A 19,641-nucleotide genomic window follows, 5' to 3' on the forward strand; every position below is an offset into this window, starting at 1 on the left:
ATGCACATACATGACCACCCTGACCCCCACTGAAGGGACGCACCCGCATGCGCACTCGCCTCCCGCGTACCCACGCACGAAGTTACGCGCTGGCCGCCGGCGCCGCCGCTCTCGCCACGGCCGTCGTCCTCGTCCTCCCCCAGCCGGCCGGGGCGGCCGACACCTCCCCGGTCGGGTTCGGCGCCGGGACCACCGGCGGCGGCAGTGGCACGGCGGTCACCGTCACGACCCTGGCCGCCTTCAAGTCGGCGGTGACGGGCGACTCCGCCAAGGTCGTCAAGGTCAACGGTCTGATCTCGCTGAGCGGTCAGGTCGACATCGGGTCCAACACGACGGTCCTGGGCGTCGGTTCGGCGTCCGGCTTCACCGGCGGCGGGCTGCGGCTGAAGAAGGTGACCAACGTCGTCATCCGCAACCTCAACATCAGCAAGCCGGTGGCGCCCGCCGACGGCATCACCGTCCAGGCCTCCACGAAGGTGTGGGTCGACCACAACTCCTTCTCGTCGGACCGCGACCACGACAAGGACTACTACGACGGCCTGCTCGACATCACGCACGGCTCGGACTACGTCACGGTGTCCTGGAACACCTTCAAGGACCACTACAAGGGCTCGCTCGTCGGCCACAGCGACAACAACGCGAGCGAGGACACCGGACATCTGCGGGTGACGTACCACCACAACTGGTTCAACAACGTCAACTCGCGCATTCCCAGCCTGCGTTTCGGCACCGGGCACTTCTACGACAACTACGTGGTCGGAGCCGACACCGCGGTGCACTCGCGGATGGGCGCCCAGATGTTCGTCCAGAACAACGTGTTCCGCTCGACCACGGTCGCCGTGACGACGAGCCGCGACAGCGACGTGGACGGCTACGCCAACCTGAGCGGCAACGACCTCGGCGGCGCCGCCACCGAGATCTCCCAGGTGGGCACCTTCACCAGCCCGCCGTACAGCTACACCGCCGAACCCGCCTCGACCGTCGTCGCCTCGGTGACCGCGGGCGCGGGCGCCGGAAAGATCTGACAACCCCCATCCGGAAGCAGGTATCGGGACATGACCTCACCCGCACGGCCACCCGCCCGACGGCACGCCGTCGCCGGCTCCCTGGCCGCCCTCGGCCTCTCGATTGGCATGATCACGGCAAGCGGCGCGCTCACCCCCGCGAGCGCGGCCACCTGGCCCACCGCGAGCGGCAGCCAGGCCGTCTCCTCCACCATCTCGGTCTCCGGCACCAAGGACTACGGGATGCTGCGCCTCTACGGCACCGGCGACCTGGGCAGCGGCAGCCAGGACGAGGACCAGGGGCCGATCCTGGAACTGGCCGCCGGCACCGTCCTGAAGAACGTCATCATCGGCGCCCCGGCCGCCGACGGCATCCACTGCCTGGGCAGTTGCACGCTCCAGAACGTCTGGTGGGAGGACGTCGGCGAGGACGCGGCGACCTTCCTGGGCTCCTCCTCGTCCAACGTGTACACCGTCTCCGGCGGCGGCGCGAAGGAAGCCAGCGACAAGGTGTTCCAGTTCAACGGCGCCGGAACCCTGAACGTCTCCAACTTCGCGGTGCAGACCTTCGGCACCTTCGTCCGCTCGTGCGGCAACTGCAAGACGCAGTACAAGCGGACGATCAACCTCAACACCATCGAGGCGACGTACAAGGGCAGCAAGCTCGTCGGCATCAACACCAACTACGGCGACAGCGCGACCCTGAAGAAGATCACCATCGTCGGGGACTCCAGCAAGAAGATCGTCCCCTGTCAGAAGTACATCGGCAACAACACGGGCGCGGAGCCGAGCACGAACGGCTCGGGCCCCGACAGCACCTACTGCAAGTACGCCACCTCGGACATCACCTACAAGTGACCGTCCGCGCGGCGGCCGCACGGCACCGGGTTCACCGGGCGCCCGCGGCCGCCGCGCCTCCGTCCCCGCCACGGCCGTGCCCCGACTCCGCCTCCCCGTCCCGGCGGTCGGGTCGCGGCACCGTCCGCGCCAACTCCCCCTGGTAGTCCGTGTAAGCGGAGCGCAGCGCCGCCCCCGGCCAGTCGTCCGGCAGGAGTTCGGGGGGCAGCACGGGGTCGGCGAGCAGATGGCGTACGACTGCCGCGAAGCCGGTGAGGCGGTCGGCCGGGCGGTCGGCGCGGGCCACGTGGGCGAGCAGGGACCGGGCGGTGGCGGCCCAGCCGTCCAGCGGCCACAGGCTCGCGGCCAGCCCGGCCGAGGAGCGGACGGCCGCCGGGCCGTCGACTGCCGGGCCGTCGGCTGCCGGGCCGTCGGCTGCCGGGCCGTCGGCCGCGGTTGCGCCGGCCCCGGTCCGGTCGGCCGCGGTTCCCCCGGGGCGCGCGATGTAGTGCTGGGCCACCGCCTCCAGGTCCTCCGGCAGGGTGCGCAGCAGATTGGCGGGCCGCAGCCAGACGCCCTCGCGGAGTTCGGCCAGCCGGAGCGCGGCCAGTCGGGCCCTGAGGTCGGCGCGTTCGGCGGGGCCGCGTCCGGTCGCCGTGATCACCACCATCTCCCAGTCGCCGTGCCACGCGCGCGTGCGGGGCCGCACGGCCTCGTCCTGGCGGCGCTGGCGGGACAGCAGCCGGTCGCTGAGGCCGTAGACGGCGTCCGTACGCCGCAGGTCGCCCGCCGCCACCATCCGGCTCAGCGCCGCACGGAGCGTCGACCCGCCGACGCCGAAGGGCTCGACGGCACGGACGAGGTCGCGCACCGGGAGCTCGGGCGGGTGGGCGCCGAGCAGCAGGCTCAGCACGACCGAGCGCGCGGACAGGGGCCGCAGGTCGACCTCGCCGGGCTCGGCCGGCACGTTCATCCGCAGGGGCACGGCACGTACTTTACGTGCGCCCTGTTATTGCATCATTGCTACAGTCGCAGCGAAGGTGCAACATGGACGGCATGGTCTCGACACTCGCGCACGAGCAGCCGCCGCACGACGCCCCGCACGACGCCCCGCACGCAGCCCCGCCCGGCGTCGGCCCCGGCACCACCCGTGACGTCACCCACGACGTCACCAACCAGGCCCCTCCCCTGGCCCCGTACGACGCCTCCGCCGACCCGGCGCTGCTGGAAGGGCTGCGCCGGGAGGGTGCCGACTGGGCCGAGGACGACGTCCGGCGCCTCGGTGTGCTGGCCGGCGGCGCCGAGGCGCAGGAGTGGGCCGAGCTGGCCAACCGCCACGAGCCGGAGCTGCGCACCCACGACCGCTACGGCAACCGCGTCGACGAGGTCGACTTCCATCCGAGCTGGCACCACCTGATGCGGACCGCGGTCGCCGAGGGCCTGGCCGGCTCCCCCTGGGTGGACGAACGGCCCGGTGCCCACGTGGCCCGCACGGCCGGCGGCCTGGTGTGGGGACACACCGACGCCGGGCACGGCTGCCCCACCTCGATGACGTACGCGGCCGTCCCCGCCCTGCGCCGCCAGCCGGAGCTCGCCAAGCTCTACGAACCCCTGCTGACCAGCAGGGAGTACGAGCCGGGACTGCGGGTGCCGACCGAGAAGCGCGGGCTGCTCGCGGGCATGGGGATGACCGAGAAGCAGGGCGGCTCGGACGTCCGTACGAACACGACCGTGGCCGCGCCCACCGCCGAGCCGGGCGTGTACACCCTGCGCGGTCACAAGTGGTTCACCTCGGCGCCGATGTGCGACGTCTTCCTGGTGCTGGCCCAGGCCCCGGACGGTCTGTCCTGCTTCCTGGTCCCGCGGGTCCTGCCCGACGGCAGCCGCAACACCTTCCGCATCCAGCGGTTGAAGGAGAAGCTCGGCAACCGGTCCAACGCCTCCTCCGAGCCGGAGTTCGACGGGACGGTGGCGTGGCTGGTGGGGCCCGAGGGGCAGGGCGTCAAGACCATCATCGAGATGGTCAACTGCACGCGACTGGACTGCGTGATGATGTCGGCGGCGCTGATGCGCAAGACGCTCGTGGAGGCGGGGCACCATGTGCGCCACCGCAGCGCGTTCGGCGCGCGGCTGCTGGACCAGCCGTTGATGCGCAACGTCCTGGCCGACCTCGCGCTGGAGTCGGAGGCCGCGACGACGCTCACCCTGCGGCTGGCGGGCGCGGCGGACCGGGCGGTGCGCGGGGACGCCGGTGAGCGGACGTTCCGCCGGATCGCCACCGCCGTCGGCAAGTACTGGGTCACCAAGCGCGGCCCCGCCTTCACGGCGGAGGCGCTGGAGTGCCTGGGCGGCAACGGCTACGTGGAGGAGTCGGGCATGCCCCGGCACTACCGCGAGGCGCCCCTGCTGTCGATCTGGGAGGGCTCGGGGAACGTCAACGCCCTCGACGTGCTCAGGGCGCTGGGGCGCGAGCCCGGTGCCGCGGACGCCCTGTTCGCCGAACTCGACCTGGCCCGGGGTGCGGACGCCCGCCTGGACGCGACGGTGTCCCGGCTCAGGAGCGGCCTGGCCGGCGCGTCACCGTCCGGCGCCCGTCGGCTGGTGGAGCTGATGGCCCTCGCCCTCCAGGCCTCCCTGCTGGTGCGGTACGCCCCGCCCGCGGTCGCCGACGCCTTCTGCGCGACCCGGCTCGGCGGCGACTGGGGGTACGCCTTCGGCACGCTGCCCGACTCCGCGGACCTCGACGCGATCCTCGGCCGGGCACTGCCGGGCGGGGAGTGAGCCTCGGAGCCCTCAGCCCGTCCGGTGCCCCCAGAGCGGGTCGAACCGCGCCCAGTCGATGTCCCACTGGTCCATGCGGCGGCGTTCCATACGGGCGCGGACGGCGCGGCCGACGATGAAGGGGACGGCGGCGGTGCTCACGCCGGCCAGGCCGCCGATCAGGGAGGCCCGCAGTCGGGCCTCGTAGGGGGTGGCGGGCCTGCTCACCAGGGCGCCCCGGCGGTCCGTCCAGACCACGACCGGGGTGCCCGCGGCGCTGCCGGGCCGGACCCGGACGAGTCCGGAGTGCACGGTTCCGTCGACCGCGGTCCAGGCCGCCCTGCCCCACACCCGGTCTCCGCTGGCGGTGCCGGTGTGTGCGGTGGCGGTGCCGGGCGCGCGCTCGGAGAGGTGGGCGACGGCGGGGCGCCAGTCCTCGCGCTCGCGGGCCAGTTCGTCCTCGACGGACCGGGTCGCCGTCAGCCCGGCGAGCACCCCGGCGAGCACGGTGAGCACCCCGGCTCCGAGCAGGACCCAGCCCTCCATCGCGTCGGCACGGCGTCTGAGCGGATTGCGCCGCCAGCGCCACAGCCACACCTTCGGACCACGGAACGCCATCGAAGGCTTCCTCCTCGTGAGCGCACGAACATCCCCGACCGCCCTCCCATACGGGAGAGGCGGCCGCGATGCTCAGGGCGAGTCCTCCGGCTCGACGTTCCCACGGGTCCTTCGACCCGCGCAGGCGTCTGTCCGAAAGTGCCCGGAACCTGTTCGTCCAACAACGCGAACTGACGTCGCGCGACCGACACCGCGCCCTGTGACCTGCGTGGACGCCGGTTGCGGGGTGACTGTCAGAGGCGGGGTGCAGACTGGCCGTTGTCCGGGAGGAATCCGTCGCGGAGGTGATCGGGATGACCGAGGTACTGCTCGCCGTGGGCACGCGCAAAGGCCTGTTCATCGGGCGTCGACGCGGTGGCTCGTGGGAGTTCGACGAGAGTCCCTGTTTCAACGCCCAGGCCGTGTACTCGGTGGCCGTCGACACCAGGGGCGACACCCCTCGGCTGCTGGCCGGCGGCGACAGCGCCCACTGGGGCCCGTCCGTGTTCCACTCCGACGACCTGGGGCGGACCTGGACCGAACCGGCCCGCCCCGCCGTCAAGTTCCCGAAGGACACCGGGACTTCGCTGGAGCGGGTGTGGCAGCTGCACCCGGCGGCGGCCGAGCCGGAGGTGGTGTACGCGGGCACGGAGCCCGCCGCGCTGTACCGCTCCGAGGACCGCGGCGAGAGCTTCGAACTCGTCCGGCCGCTCTGGGAACACCCCACGCGCTCGCGCTGGGTGCCGGGCGGCGGTGGTGAGGGCCTGCACACCGTGATCACCGACCGGCGGGACCCCGAGGCCGTGACGGTGGCCGTCTCCACAGCGGGGGTGTTCCGCACGACCGACGGCGGCGCGAGCTGGTCGCCGTCCAACTCCGGTGTCTCGGCGGTGTTCCTGCCGGATCCGAACCCCGAGTTCGGCCAGTGCGTGCACAAGATCGCCCAGGACGCGGCGACCCCGGACCGTCTGTACCTCCAGAACCACTGGGGGGTGTACCGCAGCGACGACGCGGGCGCCCACTGGACCGACATCGGCGAGGGGCTGCCGTCCACGTTCGGGTTCGCCGCCGCCGCACATCCCCACCGGGGCGACACGGCGTACGTGTACCCGATCAACGCCGACGCGGACCGGGTGCCCGCCGACCGGCGGTGCCGGCTCTTCCGTACGGCGGACGCGGGCCGCAGCTGGGAGCCGTTGTCGGCGGGCCTGCCCCAGGAGGACCACTACGGCACGGTGCTGCGCGACGCGCTCTGCACCGACGACGCCGACCCCGCGGGTGTGTACTTCGGCAACCGCAACGGCGAGGTGTACGCGTCGGCCGACGACGGCGACAGCTGGCGGCAACTGGTGTCCCATCTGCCGGACGTGCTGTGCGTCCGGGCGGCGGTCGTCGCCTGACGGAGGAGAGGCCCGGCAGCGGAAGACCCCGCGGAGGAAAGCCCCGGCAGAGGATCGCCCCGACAGAAGAACCCCTCGACAGAAGAACGCCTCGGCAGAGGAAAGAAGGAGACAGAAGCACCTGATGGAACCGACGCACCTGATGATGAGGCCTGTTGGGCCGCCCTTGCCCGGCCTCGGCCACCGGTTGATCGCCGTCGCCCGCACGGCAGTAGGGTGACGCCCGTGGCACCACGACCCTTGCACGAGATCGTCGAACCCGGCTGGGCACAGGCCCTCGCACCCGTCGCCGGGAAGATCGCCGAAATGGGCGACTTCCTGCGCGCGGAGATCGCCGCCGGACGCACCTATCTCCCGGCGGGACCGAACGTCCTGCGAGCCTTCCAGCAGCCCTTCGACGAGGTGCGCGTCCTCATCGTCGGTCAGGACCCCTATCCCACCCCGGGACACGCCGTGGGCTTGTCGTTCTCGGTAGCGCCCGAGGTACGACCGCTGCCGGGCAGCCTGATCAACATCTACCGCGAGCTGACCGCCGATCTGGGGGTGCCCCCGCCCACCAACGGCGATCTGACGCCGTGGACCCAGCAGGGCGTGCTGCTGCTCAACAGGGCGCTCACCACCGCTCCGCGCTCGCCGGCCGCGCACCGGGGCAAGGGCTGGGAGGAGGTCACCGAGCAGGCGATACGGGCCCTCGCCGCCCGCGGCAAGCCCCTGGTGTCCATCCTCTGGGGCCGTGACGCCCGCAACCTGCGCCCGCTCCTCGGGCAGCTGCCGGCGGTGGAGTCGGCCCATCCCTCCCCGATGTCGGCCGACCGTGGATTCTTCGGCTCGCGGCCCTTCAGCCGGGCCAACGACCTGCTGATCGGCCAGGGCGGTCAGCCCGTGGACTGGCGCCTGCCGTGACGGACCGGGGCGCCCCGGCCGGTCTGCTCGCCGTGGACTCCGGAGGCTCCGGACTGCGTGCGGCCCTCGCCGTCGTGGACCGGGGCGTCCTGGGCCGGCGGGCGTCCACCGTGCCGGTGCGCACCGGCGCGCGGGGCATCGACCCGGGGCACCTCATGGAACAACTGGTGCCCATGGTCCGGGCGTTGACCGCCGAGACCGGAGTGCGCGAGCTGACCGCGGCCGTCGTCGGCGCGGCCGGGCTGAGCACCCTGGGCGACGCGCTGCGCGCCGAACTACCGGACGCGCTGGCCCGGGAGTTCGGGGTGACGAAGGTCGCCCTGGCGGCGGACGCCGTCACCGCGTACGTCGGCGCCCTCGGGCCGAGCCCGGGGGCCGTGATCGCCGCCGGGACCGGGCTGATCGCGATCGGCACGGACCTCACGCACTGGCGTCGCGCGGACGGATGGGGACATCTGCTGGGCGACTGCGGCGGCGGTGCGTGGATCGGACGGGCCGGCCTGGAGGCCGCGCTGCGCGCGCACGACGGACGGCCCGGCGGATCGGCCCGGCTGCGGACCCGTGCCGAGGCCGAGTTCGGGCCGCTTCCCACGTTGCCCGGCCGGCTCTACCCACGGGCCGACCGGGCCGCCGTCCTGGCCTCCTTCGCACCCGGCGTGGCCGACTGCGCGCACCGGGGCGACCCCGTCGCCCTGGACATCCTGGGCGCGGCCGCACGGCAGATGGCCGAGTCCGCGGCCGCCGTCTGCCCGGTCTCGGGCGAACCCCGGATCGCCCTCACCGGTGGCCTGTTCAGGATGGGCGAACCCCTGCTGCTCCCACTGGAGATCGAACTGGCGCAAAAGCTACCCCACGCGCAACAGGTGCCGGCCGACGGCGATCCCCTGCACGGATCGGTCCGCATGGCCGCTGACCTGGCAACTGACGCTCTCATCCTGCCGAGTGACGGAACAATGCTGCACGTGGCCCCCAAAAAGGGAATTGCCCCCATGGGGGACAATTCGCCCGGAAGTCACGCCGATCACTTCTGATCCGCACGTAACTCATCAGACAAAACCGGACGGATACCGCTCACCTGCACCCTCCCCGAACAGGGGAACCCGGTAAGCCAGTAACATGCGGCGCCATGAGCTCCCCCACTGGGCCCGCGTCCGGCCTGCCTGTACGAATGCCGCGCCCCCGCCAGCCTGGGCGGCACCGGCGACCCGAGCCCCTGGCGGCTCCCGAAGGCGCGCCCGCGCTTGTCCTGGCCGTGCCGGGCACCCCCGGTACCGCCACCCGTGGACTCGCCGAGGAGGTCGTGAGCATCGCCCGCTCCGAGCTCCCCGGCCTCGACGCGCGCATCGGTTACCTCGACGGGGACGACGCGGAGTTCCCGACCCTTCAGTCCGTGCTCACGCACGCCGCCGAAGAGCGCACCGCCCGCTACGAGCAGGCCCTCGCCGCCGGCCTCGAGGTCAAGGAGCCGGACGGCCCCGTCGCCGTCGTCGTGCCCCTGCTGGCCGGTCCGGACGGCGCCCTGCTGCGCCAGGTCCGCCAGGCCGTGATGGAGAGCCGGATCGCCGCCGACCTGACCGACGTCCTCGGCCCGCACCCGCTGCTGGCGGAGGCGCTGCACGTGCGTCTGTCCGAGGCGGGTCTGGCCCGCGCGGACCGCGCCCGCCTGTTCACCGTGGCCACCGCCGCGGACGGCATCATCCTGGCCTCGGTCGGTGGCGAGGAGGCCGTGCAGGCCGCCGGGATCACCGGCATGCTGCTCGCCGCGCGCCTGGCCGTGCCGGTGATCGCCGCGGCCCTCGACCAGGAGGGCTCGATCGCCTCCGTCGCCGAGCAGCTGCGCGCCTCGGGCTCGCAGCAGCTGGCGCTGGCGCCCTACCTGATCGGCCCGGAGATCGACGCGGCCCTGGTGGCGGACGCGGCCGAGGAGGCGGGTTGCTCCGCCGCCGAGGCGCTCGGCCCCTACCCGGCCATCGGCAAGCTGGCCCTGGCCCAGTACACCTCGGCGCTGGGCATCGCCCCGCAGCAGCCGCAGGGCACGCCGGCCCGCTGACCCGGGCACCCGATCGCGACCCACCGGAAGGGCCCGCTCCGTACGCCGGAGCGGGCCCTTCCGCTTTGCCGGTCCCGGCTGCCCGGTCCGCCGGGAAGGGGGCTCCAGGCGGACCGGACACAGGGCCCCGCCCTGAGCCCGGGATGGCGCCACCGTGCCGTCCCGACGCTCAGATGTCCTGCCACCCGACAGAGCCCCTCCGGGTCCCTGATCCGCCCCCGATGCGCCCCAGGCACGTCCCTGGTGCGCTCGGGCCGGTCCCAGGCACCGTCCCGCCGGTCCTCGCCGTCCCGCCGGTCCTCGGCCACCCCGGCGGCACGCAGGGGTCGCCGCCGGCCCTCAGCCGAAGATCACGCAGGAGGCCGCCGGTACCTCGACGCCGCCGCCGTGCCGCGGCAGGCCGGTCTCCGGGTCGACGAAGAACCAGGTGACGTCACCGGACCGCTCGTTCGCGACGTACAGGAATCCGTCCGACTCGGCGAGCGCGCGGGGCCAGTGCCCGCCGCAGGGGACCGTGCCGACCAGCCGCAGCCCCTCGCCCTCGACGGCGAGCGCGGACAGCACGTCCTCGCCGCGGGTGGCGGTCCACACGAAGCGCCCGTCGGGCGAGACGGCGATGCCGGAGGGGTAGGCGTCGCCCGCGGGGGCACCGGACAGCACCGGGGTCTCGGCCAGCGGTCTCAGCGAGCCGTGCGCGGCGTCCCAGCGGCAGACGGTGACGGTCGGCGTGAGTTCGTTCAGCACGTAGGCGTACGAGCCGTCGGGATGGAAGGCGAGGTGGCGCGGGCCGGAGCCGGGCCGCAGGGCGCTCTCCCGGTGCAGTACGGGCATGCCGTCGGCCAGTGTGCACACCCGTACGGAATCCGTTCCGAGGTCGACGCTCACGGCCCACCGGCCGCTCGGGTCGGGCTGCACCTGATGGGCGTGCGGCCCCTGCTGGCGGCGTGTGTGCGGACCGGAACCGGTGTGCTCCAGGATCCCGGACGCGGCGGCGGCAAGGGTCCCGTCGGGGCGGACGGGCACGGCGCTGACGCTGCCCGAGCCGTAGTTGGCGGTCAGGACGTGTCCGTCGAAGACGCTGAGGTGGGTGGGCCCGCTGCCGCCGACCAGGACCGGCGGCCCCGCCTGCACGACCTTGTCGCCGTCCACGCGATACGCGGCCACCGCGCCCTCGGTCGTCTCGCTCACCGCGTACAGGGTGCCCCCGTCGGGCGACAGGGCCAGGTAGGAGGGGTCGGGGAGGCCGTCCACGCTGTTCAGGACCGTCAGCGCGCCGTCGGCCGCGTCCACGGCCGCCGTCACCAGCCCGGGCCCCCCGGCCGCCGTGAACGACCCGATGAACGCCCGCTGCCGCCGCCTGCCGCCGTCTGTCACCGCTGGTCCCCTCTCGTCCGCATCTGTCGGACGCGACGGTAGCAGTCGATCGTCAGCGGTCTAGACCAAATCTCCGGTCCGCCGTCGTGCCCGGCGCGGGCCGGCGGGCCGGGCGCGCCCCACCGCACGACCACCCGCGGACGACTCCGGGCAGGCCGCCAGGACCGGGGCCCGCGGAGTGTCGGGCGAGCTCGCCGGGCGAACCGTCCGGACAGTCCTGACCAGGCGCGTCGGGCCGGATCGAGCGGTCGCCCCGGGCGCCGTCCGCGCGGTGGGTGCGAGGCCGCCCCGCGAGTCGCGCGCAGGAGCCGGTACGGATCATTGCGCCTGGCGGCCGAGCGGTCGGGCCCTCTCCTGGCGACTCACGAGGTGGCTCCGAGGACGGCTTCGACCCGCCACGACCCGCACCGCGTACGACCGTTTGGAGCATCGAAGCGGGTCGCGCCCGAGCCGGTCCCCGCAAGCCGCCGCGACCCGGGGGCGCCCCGACCCGAGGGCCGCCCCGATCCGCAGACCGCTCTACCCAGGGGGCCCCACCCCGGGTCGCCCCACCCCGGGGGCCGCTCCGACCCGCAGGCCGTCGCGCCCCCTCGCGGGGCGTTCCGTCCTCTCAGGCGCCGACCAGCGGTGACCCGGACGGCGTGCGCAGGGGCGCGGCGAGTTCCGCGAGGGCCCGTTCCAGGCCGTGGAGGTGGGCCAGCGCGGGCTCGGCCGGCGGCTGGGCGATGGCGGACGGCGGCCGCGCGCCGTCGTCGCCGCGCTCGGTGAGCGCCTCCACCGCGGCCTCCACGCGCCAGCACGCGGCGGCCAGCCGGGCGTCGTGCGAGGCCTCCGGGTCGGCGGCCACGGCGACCAGTCCGCGGATCTCGCGGGCGCAGTCGTCGAGCAGCGCGAGCACCTGGCGGGCGCGCCGCTTGCGGCCGAGCATCGGGTTCAGCGGATGCACCAGCGGGGCGACGGAGAGCCGTACCCGGCCGAGGAGCTGCTCCAGTTCACCGACGCGGCGGGCCGGGTCGACGTGGTCCGCTCCGGAGAGGCGGGCGGCGGCCTCCGCGGTGCACAGGTGGACGCAGCGCAGCGCGCGCTGGATCCACGCGTCGGTGACGGCGTGCGTGGTGACGGGCAGCACGAAGAGCACGGCGAGTCCGGCACCGAGCGCCCCGACACCGGTCTCCGTCAGCCGCAGCGCGAGGAGGCCGGGGCTGAGCACGCCGAGCAGCCCGTACAGCAGCCCTGCCATGAGCGTCACCCAGAGCATCATCCAGGTGTAGGAGACGGCGGCGGTGTAGAAGATGCCGAAGACGCAGACGGCGAGGAGCACGGCCGTGGGCACCGCCGCCCCGTGCACCGGGAGGGCGACGAGCAGGCCGAGGCCGATGCCGATCACCGTGCCGAGGACGCGCCGGAAGCCGCGTACCAGCGTCTCCCCGCGCGAGGCGGTGTTGACGAAGATCCACCAGGTGGCGCCCACGGCCCAGTACCAGCGCTGCCCGGACACCAGCTGTCCCACGACCAGCGCGAAGCCCGCGCCCGCGGTCGCCTGGACCGCCTGGCGGGTGGTCACGCGGGCCAGCCCGGTGGCACCGGGCGGGGCGGGCACCGCGGCCGGGGACAGGCGTCGCTCGTAGCACCACAGTCCGAAGCGCACCGCGGCCGCGGTGAGGACGGACAGGAGCACGGCGGCGTAGAGCCGGGGCAGCTGTGCGGCGGTCGCGTGCAGGAACTGCGCGACGAAGAAGGTCATGAAGGCGAACACGCCCAGGCTGTGGCCGCGCGGCCCCCAGCGGCGCGCGTACACGCCCGCGCCGACCACGGCGAGGAAGGCGAGGTCGCGGGCGACCGGATGCTCGTGCAGGGCCGCCGCGACGGTGAGGACGGGCAGGCCGACGGCGGGCAGCAGCGCGGTGGTGACCGCCTGGCCGCGGACCGTGGCGTCGGTGACGGTGAACAGGGCGAGGAGTGCGGCGAGGCCGCCGGTGACGGTGCCCGCGAGGGGGTTCCCGGCCAGTTGGCAGCCGAGGACCGCGAGTCCGATGCCGAGGACCGCCCGCGCGGCGAAACGCAGCCGCACGCGCCCCGGGTCCGGAGCCATGAACACCCTCTTCAGCACTTGCTTGTCGCCCCCTCGGAAACGGCATGAAAAAGGCGCCGCGGGATCCGCAGCGCCATCGACGTGTCCATGAGAGCATCCCCGCCGCCACTGGCTCAAGTGACGTCCGTCCCACTGTGCCATTGGCGCAGTACGGGCGGGCGCGACCGATCCACGGCGAGACCAACGGACCATGTCGTCCGGTCCACCCCGTATGCGGCTTCGTGTGCCATTGGTACAGTCGTAGATGATCATCGAATGCCGACGAGGAGGCCGGGCACCATGGCAGTGGACGAGCTCGACACCCGCATCCTGCGGCTGCTGCTCGAACAGCCGCGCACCAGCGTGCGCGAGTACGCCCGGGTCCTGGGAGTCGCGCGCGGCACGCTCCAGGCCCGTCTGGACCGGCTGGAACGCGACGGCGTGATCACCGGCACGGGGCCGGCGCTGTCCCCCGCCGCGCTCGGTCATCCGGTCCTGGCGTTCGTGCACATCGAGGTCACCCAGGGCCACCTCGACGACATCGGCGAGGAGCTGGCCGGCGTACCGGAGATCGTCGAGGCGTTCTCGATCACTGGTGGCGGGGATCTGATGACCCGGGTGGTGGCGCGCGACAACGCCCACCTGGAGGACGTGATCCAGAAGCTGATCAGCCTGCCGGGCGTGGTCCGTACCCGCACGGAGGTCGCGCTGCGCGAGCGGGTGCCGCACCGGCTGCTGCCGCTGGTGGAGTCGATCGGCCGCGCGGCGGGGAAGTAGCCCCGGCCGGGCGGGTGCCAGGATCGGCCGCCGGGCCGGCGCCCGGAGCCCCGGCCGGGCAGGCGCTAGGAGCGGCGGGGCAGGCGCTAGGAGCGGCGGGGCAGGCGCTAGGAGCGGCGGCGGGGCCGGCCTCGCTTGGCGCCACCGCTGCCGCCGCTCTTCGGGCTGCCGGAGCGGCCGCCGCGCGCGGTGCCGCCGGCCTTCTTCGCGGCGCCGCCCGTGGACCTGCCGCCGGACCTGCCCGTCGCCCCGGCCGCCGTCCGGCCGGCCGACTTGCCCTCGTTCGGCTTGCGGCGCGCGTCGGCCGTCGCACCGCGCTCGCTCTTCGGATCCCGCGAGGAGGAGGCGCGGCCACGGGTGCTGTTGACCGTCCGGCCGCGCACGATGCCGATGAAGTCCTCGACGAGGTCGGTGGTGGCCTCCTCCGGCCAGGACAGGACGACGCTCGACTGCGGGGCGTCGGCGACCTGCCGGTAGGTGAGGTCCCTGCGGTGGTGCAGGCGGGCCAGCGACTGCGGGACGACCAGGACGCCCACTCCCGCGGCCACCAGCTCGACGGCGTCCTCCGTGGTCGCCGGACGCTCGAAGGCCGGCTGCCCCGGCGGCCGCTCCCAGCCGAGGACGTCGTCGAGGGGATGGAAGACGACCTCGTCGGCGAGGTCCTCCAGGGTCACCTCGTCCGCCGCGGTCAGGAGGTGGTCCTTGGGGACCACGACCACCGTGGTCTCCGTGTAGAGGGGGATCGCGCTGAACACCGTACGGTCGACCGGCAGGCGCAGGACGCCCGCGTCGGCGTCGCCGCCGCGCAACACATCGGATGCCTGGGCGGCCGGTACCTGGAGGAGGGTCAGCGGGACGTCGGGCAGGCGCTCGTTCCAGATCCGCACCCACTTGGCGGGTGTCACCCCGGGGACGTACGCGAGCCGGAACGAGGGGGATTCTTCCGAGCCTGTCACCCCGCCAGGCTACCGGCTGTGGTCGGACGTCTCGCCCCGGGCCGATAGTCTGGACTGCATGAAGTCGCACCAGACCACCCAGACGATGAAGCCCGCCACGGCGGCGAAGAAGCTGGGTGTGTACCTCCCCGCCACGCCCGCCGCGTTTCAGGAGGGTGTCGTCACGCGCGCCGAACTGAACGAGCTCCAGGTGAACCCGCCCGAGTGGCTTCAGGAGCTGCGCCGCAACGGCCCGCACCCCCGTCCGGTGGTCGCGGCGAAGCTGGGCGTCTCCATCGCGGGTCTGGCGCGCGGCGGGGTCACGGAGGCCCTCACCACCGAGCAGATCTCGGCGCTCAAGGACAGCCGGCCCGAGTGGCTGGAGAAGGAGCGCTCCACGCAGGCCGAGGTGCGCAAGGAGACGGCCCGTATCAAGAAGCGGGACGCCGAGCGCACCGAGCGGGAGACGCGTTCCTGACGTCCGCGGACCGGTGACGACCGGGCGCCACCGTGAGTCCCGCGCGGGGATCCGGAGGACTTCCGTGCCCCGGCTCCCGCGCGCCCGCGCCCTGGCTCCCGTGCCCGGTTCGCCCGGTCCGGCTCCCGTGACCCCGATTCACTCGACTGTGAAATAATCCCTTATGCCCGATGAAGGGTGACTTTCATGGTCAAGGGAACGTACGCGACCGACTACGGGCTGATCCGGATCGACCGCACCGGTCAGGCCGAGGCCTTCGACGCGATCGGCAGCCGCTACGACGAGGCGTTCCGGCAGAAGGACGGCCAGCTGTCCGCCGGTGCCTGGCTGATCGCCTCCCTGCCCGCGGGTTCGCGTGTGCTCGATCTGGGCTGCGGCACCGGCCTGCCGACCACGCGCCAGCTGGCGGACGCCGGTCTGGAGGCCGTCGGCGTCGACCTCTCCCCCGGGATGCTGCGGCTCGCCCGGGCGAACGTCCCCGGTGCCGCCTTCCATCGGCTGGACCTCGCCGACCTCAGGCCGGGCGGTCCCCGCGACCTGGGCCGCTTCGCCGCCGTCGCGGCCTTCTTCTCCCTGTTGATGCTGTCGCGCGCCGAGATCCCCCTGGCGCTGCGCACGGTCCGGCACCTGCTGGTGCCGGGCGGTCTGTTCGTCCTGTCGATGGTGGAGGCCGACGTGGACGACTTCGCCATCCCGTTCCTCGGAAACACGATCAGGGTCTCCGGCTACCTGCGGGAGGAACTGTACGAGGTCATCGAGGCCGGGGGCTTCGAGATCCTGAGGGAATCGTCCTACACCTACGCCCCGGCGGTCGCCGACGTACCGCCCGAGGAGCAGGTGTTCCTCTGCTGCCGACGCCGTGACTGACCAGACACGAGGCGGCACCGCGGACCGCGGCACCCCCTGAACGGGACGAAACGTGTGACGAAGCAACGCACTTCTCATCAAGGCCCCGCCCAGGCCGGCCGGGCCTCCGGCGACCTGCTGGACGGGACGAGGGAGCGCGCCGTGGCGGAACACACCCTGGACCCGCTGCCGGTCGGGGCCGGACCGCAGACCGACCGGCTGCGGTACCTCGACGTGGCGACCCGGCGCATCGCCGGCGGGATGGACCTGGACGAGACGCTCCGGGAACTGCGCCGGGCGGCCGTGCCCGCGTTCGCGGACGTCATCCTGATCCATCTGCACGATCCCCTGCCGGTCGGGGACGAGAAGATGCCCGCGCCCGGCGTGCTGAAACTGCACAGCATCGACCGGACGCCGGACCCGCCGAGGGCCGGCCGGTCCGCGCCCTCCCCGACCGACGAGCTCCCCCGGCGCTCGGACCTCACCGAGCGGGTGCACCTCACCGTCTCCGGCCGGCTCGCGCGGCTGCTGCTGTCCGGGCGGCCGGCGTTCGGCGACACGCCGGGGATCGCCCCGGCGGTGACCGAGCTGCTCGGGCCCGTGGCCGGCGCGCCGGGGGCCCTGCCGTCCGGCCGACGGCTGATCATCGCCCCGCTGCACGGCCGCCACCACATCATGGGCAGCGTCGTACTGCTGCGCGGCTCCGGCCGGCCCGAGTTCACCGGCGACGACCAGCTCGTCGCCTCGCAGCTCGCGACCCACACCGCCCTCGGCGTCCAGAAGGCGGTGATGTACGGGCACGAGGCCTCCGTGGCGGACACGCTCCAGCACACGATGCTCCCCCCGTCGCTGCCCGAGCCCACCGGTGTCCGGCTGGCCAGCAGGTACCTGCCCGCCTCGAAGACCGCGCAGGTCGGCGGCGACTGGTACGACGCGATCCCGCTGCCCGGCAACCGGATCGCCCTGGTCGTCGGCGATGTCATGGGCCACTCCATGACGTCGGCCGCGATCATGGGCCAGCTGCGCACCATCGTGCAGACCCTCGCCGGGCTCGACCTGCCCCCGGACGAGGTCCTGCACCACCTCGACGAACAGGCCCAGCGCCTGGGCAGCGACCACATCGCCACCTGCCTCTACGTGATCTACGACCCGATCTCCCAGCGGATGCTGATGGCGAACGCCGGCCACCCGCCCGCGCTGCTGCTCCAGCCGGACGGCCGGGTGGAGGTGCTGCGGGTCCCGCCGGGCGCCCCGCTCGGCGTCGGCGGTGTCTGCTTCGAGTGCGTGGAGCTGCCCGCGCCCAGGGGAGCGACGCTGCTCCAGTACACCGACGGTCTCGTCGAGTCCCGCGACCAGGACGTGGGCTCGGGCGTCGAGGCGCTGCGCGCCCATCTCCAGGCGCCGCCCCGGGCCAGGGGGCAAGGGATCGCCGTGCCCTCGTTGGAAACGCTGTGCGACCAGGTGCTGGGCACCCTGGGCCCGCGCACCCGGGACGACGACATCGCGCTGCTCGCCACCCGCTTCGAGGGATTCCCCGAGGACAGCGTCAGGTACTGGTTCCTGGAACCGCACCCGCGCACCGCCGGGCAGGCGCGTCGGCTGACCCATCGCACCCTGCGGCGCTGGGGGCTCGAATCCCTGCTGGAACCGACGGAACTCATGGTCAGCGAGGTCGTCACGAACGCCGTGCGCTGCGCCTCCCGTCCCATCTCGCTACGGCTGCTGCGCACCGACGTGCTGCGCTGCGAAGTCACCGACGACTCCCCCCAGGCGCCCAGGATGCGGTGCGCCGACCTCGACGACGAGGGCGGGCGCGGTCTGTTCCTGGTCAACCAGATCGCCCGGCGCTGGGGCTCGACCAGGCTCAGCGTGGGCAAGGTGGTCTGGTTCGAGCAGCCGATCCCCGACAGCTGATCCGGGCAGCCGAACCCCGACCCGTGATTCGAGCGGCCGGCTCCGACCCATGATCCGGGCAGCCGAGCCCCGCCCCGTGGAAGGCCCGGCGTTCCTCGACGGCCCGGCCCGACCGCGCGACGGCACCGCCGGGAGTCGTCCCTCAGTGGGTGAGCGCATCGCGCAGGCCGGGCTTCGAGGCGTCGGCCCAGGCGGCCGGCAGCTCCTCTTCGCACCGTTGCGCCGCGGCCTGCTCCTGGCCGTACAACAGGCCCCAGGCGAAGGCGGACTCTCCCGCCGCGTGCGCCGCCAGGGCCAGGTTCCGCAGTGCCTCGCGCGCGACGACGCTGTCCTGGTGCTCGCCGAGCAGCCGCTGCACGGCCTTGACGCGCTTGCCGAACCGTCGGGCGGGCTTGCCGAGCGAGCCGCGCGCCGGTTCGGTGGCGTACCGGGTCTTCTTGGCCGCCTTGCGGGCCTGGTGCAGGGCCGCGTCGCGGTCCGGGCCCGGGGAGAGTTCCAGCGCGTGTGCCACCCGGCGGGCCAGTCGCGCGTACTCCTTGAGCACTGCCTTGGCCATCACCTTCTCCGGCCTGCGAGCGGCCTTGCTCCGCAGGGGCGGCTGCCGCGTGAGGTCGGCCAGCGCATCGAGCAGGGCCAGGTAACGGGGTGAGAGCAGGGTGTCGAGGGTGCGCTGCCGGGCCGCCGAGGCGCGGGCGACGTGCCACGCCCGCAACCGGGCGTCGACCGGCCCGAGGACCAGCTCGGTCGGCGAGGCCTCGACGCGCGCGCCGAGCCGTTCCATGAGGACCTCCTGGTCGCGTTCCGCGCCCAGTTCCCCGCCGAGCCATTTGAGCTCGTCGCGGATCGGATCGGTGCGCTCACGGGCCAGCACCGACCGGTAGGACCGCAGAGTGCTGCGCAGTCGCCGGCAGGTGACGCGCATCTGGTGCACGGAGTCGGGCAGGCCTCGGCGTACCGCGGGATCGGCGTCGACCAGGGCGGTCACCTGCTCGTCCAGGTACGTGAGGAGTGCGTCCGCGGCCGAGCCCGCCTCGACGCCCTCGGCCCGCCCGTGCGGCCGGGGCGGCGCTCCCGTTCCGGTGCCCTCCAGTGCCCGGGCCAGTTTGGACGCGTGGCCGGCGCGGTCGATGCCGTTCTTGCGGAGCGTCTCCTCGACGAGGTCGAGCAGCCCGGGATCGGTGTCCTCGGCGAGCTCGACCTCCAGCTCGGTCCACGCGACCGGTGCGGTCGTGGCGGTCCGGGACTCGGCGTGCACCCGGTCGAGGGTCAGTTCGGCGAGGACCGTGCCCTCGGCGTCGACCAGGTGGCGTGTGCTCCGGGTGGTCCGGATCCGGACCACCGGCCCGGGTTCCGCCCCTCGGGTGCGGGAGAGGGCCAGGTCGTGCAGGGTCTCCGGGACCGTGTCGGACAGCGGGGCCTGCACCTCCTCCCGGCTGTCCCCGGACAGGGGCAGTTTGAGGTGCCAGCCCGCGTCGGCTCCGCCGGTCCTTCGCCGGAGTGTCGCCGAGGCCCCGGCCAGGCGCAGGTCGGCCGTGTCCCAGTACACGGCGTCCAGTTCGTCGACGCCCTTGTCCACGACCGACGCGACGCCGTCGACGCCGGTGAGGTCCGGCAGCCAGGAGGGGTCCTCGGTCGGCGGGGCTTCGTATTTTCGCTCTGTCTCTCGCTTCGAACGGGTCATACCGGGCGCGTGCA

The 19,641-nt window shown here is 73.7% G+C and carries 17 protein-coding genes; 11 read left to right on the forward strand and 6 right to left on the reverse strand.

Translation table 11 applies throughout. The features are described 5' to 3' along the window. The first annotated feature begins 47 nt into the window (after positions 1-47). Complete coding sequence (locus ACZ60B_RS32735) at positions 48-1,025, forward strand: pectate lyase family protein (RefSeq protein WP_469393457.1); 978 nt, start codon at positions 48-50, stop codon at positions 1,023-1,025. 30 nt (positions 1,026-1,055) lie between these two features. Beyond that, positions 1,056-1,862, forward strand: a complete 807-nt coding sequence (locus ACZ60B_RS32740; RefSeq protein ID WP_469393459.1) for a pectate lyase — start codon at positions 1,056-1,058, stop codon at positions 1,860-1,862. Between the two features lie 31 nt (positions 1,863-1,893). Here the strand turns inward: ACZ60B_RS32740 and ACZ60B_RS32745 are convergent, their stop codons facing one another. Next, positions 1,894-2,820 carry a PaaX family transcriptional regulator C-terminal domain-containing protein gene (locus ACZ60B_RS32745; protein ID WP_469393550.1) on the reverse strand — a complete coding sequence of 309 codons (927 nt, stop codon included), beginning with the start codon at positions 2,818-2,820 and terminating at the stop codon, positions 1,894-1,896. 77 nt (positions 2,821-2,897) lie between these two features. On the opposite strand from ACZ60B_RS32745, the gene ACZ60B_RS32750 reads away from it, so the two are divergent. Next, the gene (locus ACZ60B_RS32750) at positions 2,898-4,622 is read left to right on the forward strand and encodes a DNA alkylation response protein (RefSeq protein WP_469393461.1); all 1,725 of its coding nucleotides are present in this window, start codon (positions 2,898-2,900) and stop codon (positions 4,620-4,622) included. 12 nt (positions 4,623-4,634) lie between these two features. Here the strand turns inward: ACZ60B_RS32750 and ACZ60B_RS32755 are convergent, their stop codons facing one another. Beyond that, positions 4,635-5,219: an Rv1733c family protein gene (locus ACZ60B_RS32755; RefSeq protein ID WP_469393463.1), complete on the reverse strand. Its 585-nt coding sequence runs from the start codon at positions 5,217-5,219 to the stop codon at positions 4,635-4,637. Positions 5,220-5,512: 293 nt separating this feature from the next. On the opposite strand from ACZ60B_RS32755, the gene ACZ60B_RS32760 reads away from it, so the two are divergent. From ACZ60B_RS32760 to ACZ60B_RS32775, 4 genes are all read left to right on the forward strand, one after another. Next, positions 5,513-6,598, forward strand: coding sequence for a WD40/YVTN/BNR-like repeat-containing protein (locus ACZ60B_RS32760; RefSeq protein WP_469393465.1), 1,086 nt, complete (start codon positions 5,513-5,515; stop codon positions 6,596-6,598). 225 nt (positions 6,599-6,823) lie between these two features. Continuing rightward, positions 6,824-7,501 (forward strand): uracil-DNA glycosylase, encoded by a 678-nt coding sequence (locus ACZ60B_RS32765; RefSeq protein ID WP_450664681.1) that lies wholly within the window; start codon positions 6,824-6,826, stop codon positions 7,499-7,501. Beyond that, positions 7,498-8,532 (forward strand): N-acetylglucosamine kinase, encoded by a 1,035-nt coding sequence (locus tag ACZ60B_RS32770; RefSeq protein WP_469393468.1) that lies wholly within the window; start codon positions 7,498-7,500, stop codon positions 8,530-8,532. The genes ACZ60B_RS32765 and ACZ60B_RS32770 overlap by 4 nt, the downstream gene beginning before the upstream one ends. Positions 8,533-8,627: 95 nt before the next feature. Beyond that, entirely contained in the window at positions 8,628-9,551 is a 924-nt protein-coding gene (locus tag ACZ60B_RS32775; RefSeq protein WP_469393470.1) for a sirohydrochlorin chelatase, read from the forward strand. A gap of 339 nt (positions 9,552-9,890) precedes the next feature. Here the strand turns inward: ACZ60B_RS32775 and ACZ60B_RS32780 are convergent, their stop codons facing one another. Both ACZ60B_RS32780 and ACZ60B_RS32785 read right to left on the reverse strand, forming a co-directional pair. Next, entirely contained in the window at positions 9,891-10,925 is a 1,035-nt protein-coding gene (locus ACZ60B_RS32780; RefSeq protein WP_469393472.1) for a lactonase family protein, read from the reverse strand. Positions 10,926-11,535: 610 nt separating this feature from the next. Then, entirely contained in the window at positions 11,536-13,035 is a 1,500-nt protein-coding gene (locus ACZ60B_RS32785) for an FUSC family protein (RefSeq protein ID WP_469393474.1), read from the reverse strand. A gap of 261 nt (positions 13,036-13,296) precedes the next feature. On the opposite strand from ACZ60B_RS32785, the gene ACZ60B_RS32790 reads away from it, so the two are divergent. After that, positions 13,297-13,773 carry an Lrp/AsnC family transcriptional regulator gene (locus tag ACZ60B_RS32790; protein ID WP_469393476.1) on the forward strand — a complete coding sequence of 159 codons (477 nt, stop codon included), beginning with the start codon at positions 13,297-13,299 and terminating at the stop codon, positions 13,771-13,773. A 107-nt stretch (positions 13,774-13,880) separates the two neighbouring features. Here the strand turns inward: ACZ60B_RS32790 and ACZ60B_RS32795 are convergent, their stop codons facing one another. Beyond that, a complete protein-coding gene (locus tag ACZ60B_RS32795) occupies positions 13,881-14,729 on the reverse strand; it encodes a LysR family transcriptional regulator substrate-binding protein (RefSeq protein ID WP_469393478.1) in 849 nt (282 codons plus the stop codon). A gap of 58 nt (positions 14,730-14,787) precedes the next feature. Between ACZ60B_RS32795 and ACZ60B_RS32800 the strand changes: the two genes are divergently transcribed. The 3 genes from ACZ60B_RS32800 to ACZ60B_RS32810 all read left to right on the forward strand — a co-directional run bounded on the left by ACZ60B_RS32800 (position 14,788) and on the right by ACZ60B_RS32810 (position 17,946). Next, positions 14,788-15,186 (forward strand): DUF5997 family protein, encoded by a 399-nt coding sequence (locus tag ACZ60B_RS32800; protein WP_469393480.1) that lies wholly within the window; start codon positions 14,788-14,790, stop codon positions 15,184-15,186. A gap of 186 nt (positions 15,187-15,372) precedes the next feature. After that, positions 15,373-16,053, forward strand: coding sequence for a class I SAM-dependent DNA methyltransferase (locus ACZ60B_RS32805; protein ID WP_469393482.1), 681 nt, complete (start codon positions 15,373-15,375; stop codon positions 16,051-16,053). 141 nt (positions 16,054-16,194) lie between these two features. After that, on the forward strand, positions 16,195-17,946 hold the full coding sequence (locus ACZ60B_RS32810; RefSeq protein ID WP_469393484.1) for a SpoIIE family protein phosphatase: 1,752 nt from the start codon (positions 16,195-16,197) through the stop codon (positions 17,944-17,946). Between the two features lie 142 nt (positions 17,947-18,088). Here the strand turns inward: ACZ60B_RS32810 and ACZ60B_RS32815 are convergent, their stop codons facing one another. Continuing rightward, positions 18,089-19,627: a CYTH and CHAD domain-containing protein gene (locus ACZ60B_RS32815; protein WP_469393486.1), complete on the reverse strand. Its 1,539-nt coding sequence runs from the start codon at positions 19,625-19,627 to the stop codon at positions 18,089-18,091. Positions 19,628-19,641: the final 14 nt, after the last annotated feature.

Source organism: Streptomyces sp. NPDC104096 (assembly GCF_055584385.1).

What these genes read in the sequence shown, in the direction of transcription:
- ACZ60B_RS32740 (WP_469393459.1), top strand. Translation starts at nt 1,056, where the DNA reads ATGACCTCACCCGCACGGCCACCCGCCCGACGGCACGCCGTCGCCGGC.
- ACZ60B_RS32760 (WP_469393465.1), top strand. Translation starts at nt 5,513, where the DNA reads ATGACCGAGGTACTGCTCGCCGTGGGCACGCGCAAAGGCCTGTTCATC.
- ACZ60B_RS32790 (WP_469393476.1), top strand. Translation starts at nt 13,297, where the DNA reads ATGGCAGTGGACGAGCTCGACACCCGCATCCTGCGGCTGCTGCTCGAA.
- ACZ60B_RS32805 (WP_469393482.1), top strand. Translation starts at nt 15,373, where the DNA reads ATGGTCAAGGGAACGTACGCGACCGACTACGGGCTGATCCGGATCGAC.
- ACZ60B_RS32755 (WP_469393463.1), bottom strand. Translation starts at nt 5,219, where the DNA reads ATGGCGTTCCGTGGTCCGAAGGTGTGGCTGTGGCGCTGGCGGCGCAAT.
- ACZ60B_RS32815 (WP_469393486.1), bottom strand. Translation starts at nt 19,627, where the DNA reads ATGACCCGTTCGAAGCGAGAGACAGAGCGAAAATACGAAGCCCCGCCG.
- ACZ60B_RS32775 (WP_469393470.1), top strand. Translation starts at nt 8,628, where the DNA reads ATGAGCTCCCCCACTGGGCCCGCGTCCGGCCTGCCTGTACGAATGCCG.
- ACZ60B_RS32800 (WP_469393480.1), top strand. Translation starts at nt 14,788, where the DNA reads ATGAAGTCGCACCAGACCACCCAGACGATGAAGCCCGCCACGGCGGCG.
- ACZ60B_RS32735 (WP_469393457.1), top strand. Translation starts at nt 48, where the DNA reads ATGCGCACTCGCCTCCCGCGTACCCACGCACGAAGTTACGCGCTGGCC.
- ACZ60B_RS32750 (WP_469393461.1), top strand. Translation starts at nt 2,898, where the DNA reads ATGGTCTCGACACTCGCGCACGAGCAGCCGCCGCACGACGCCCCGCAC.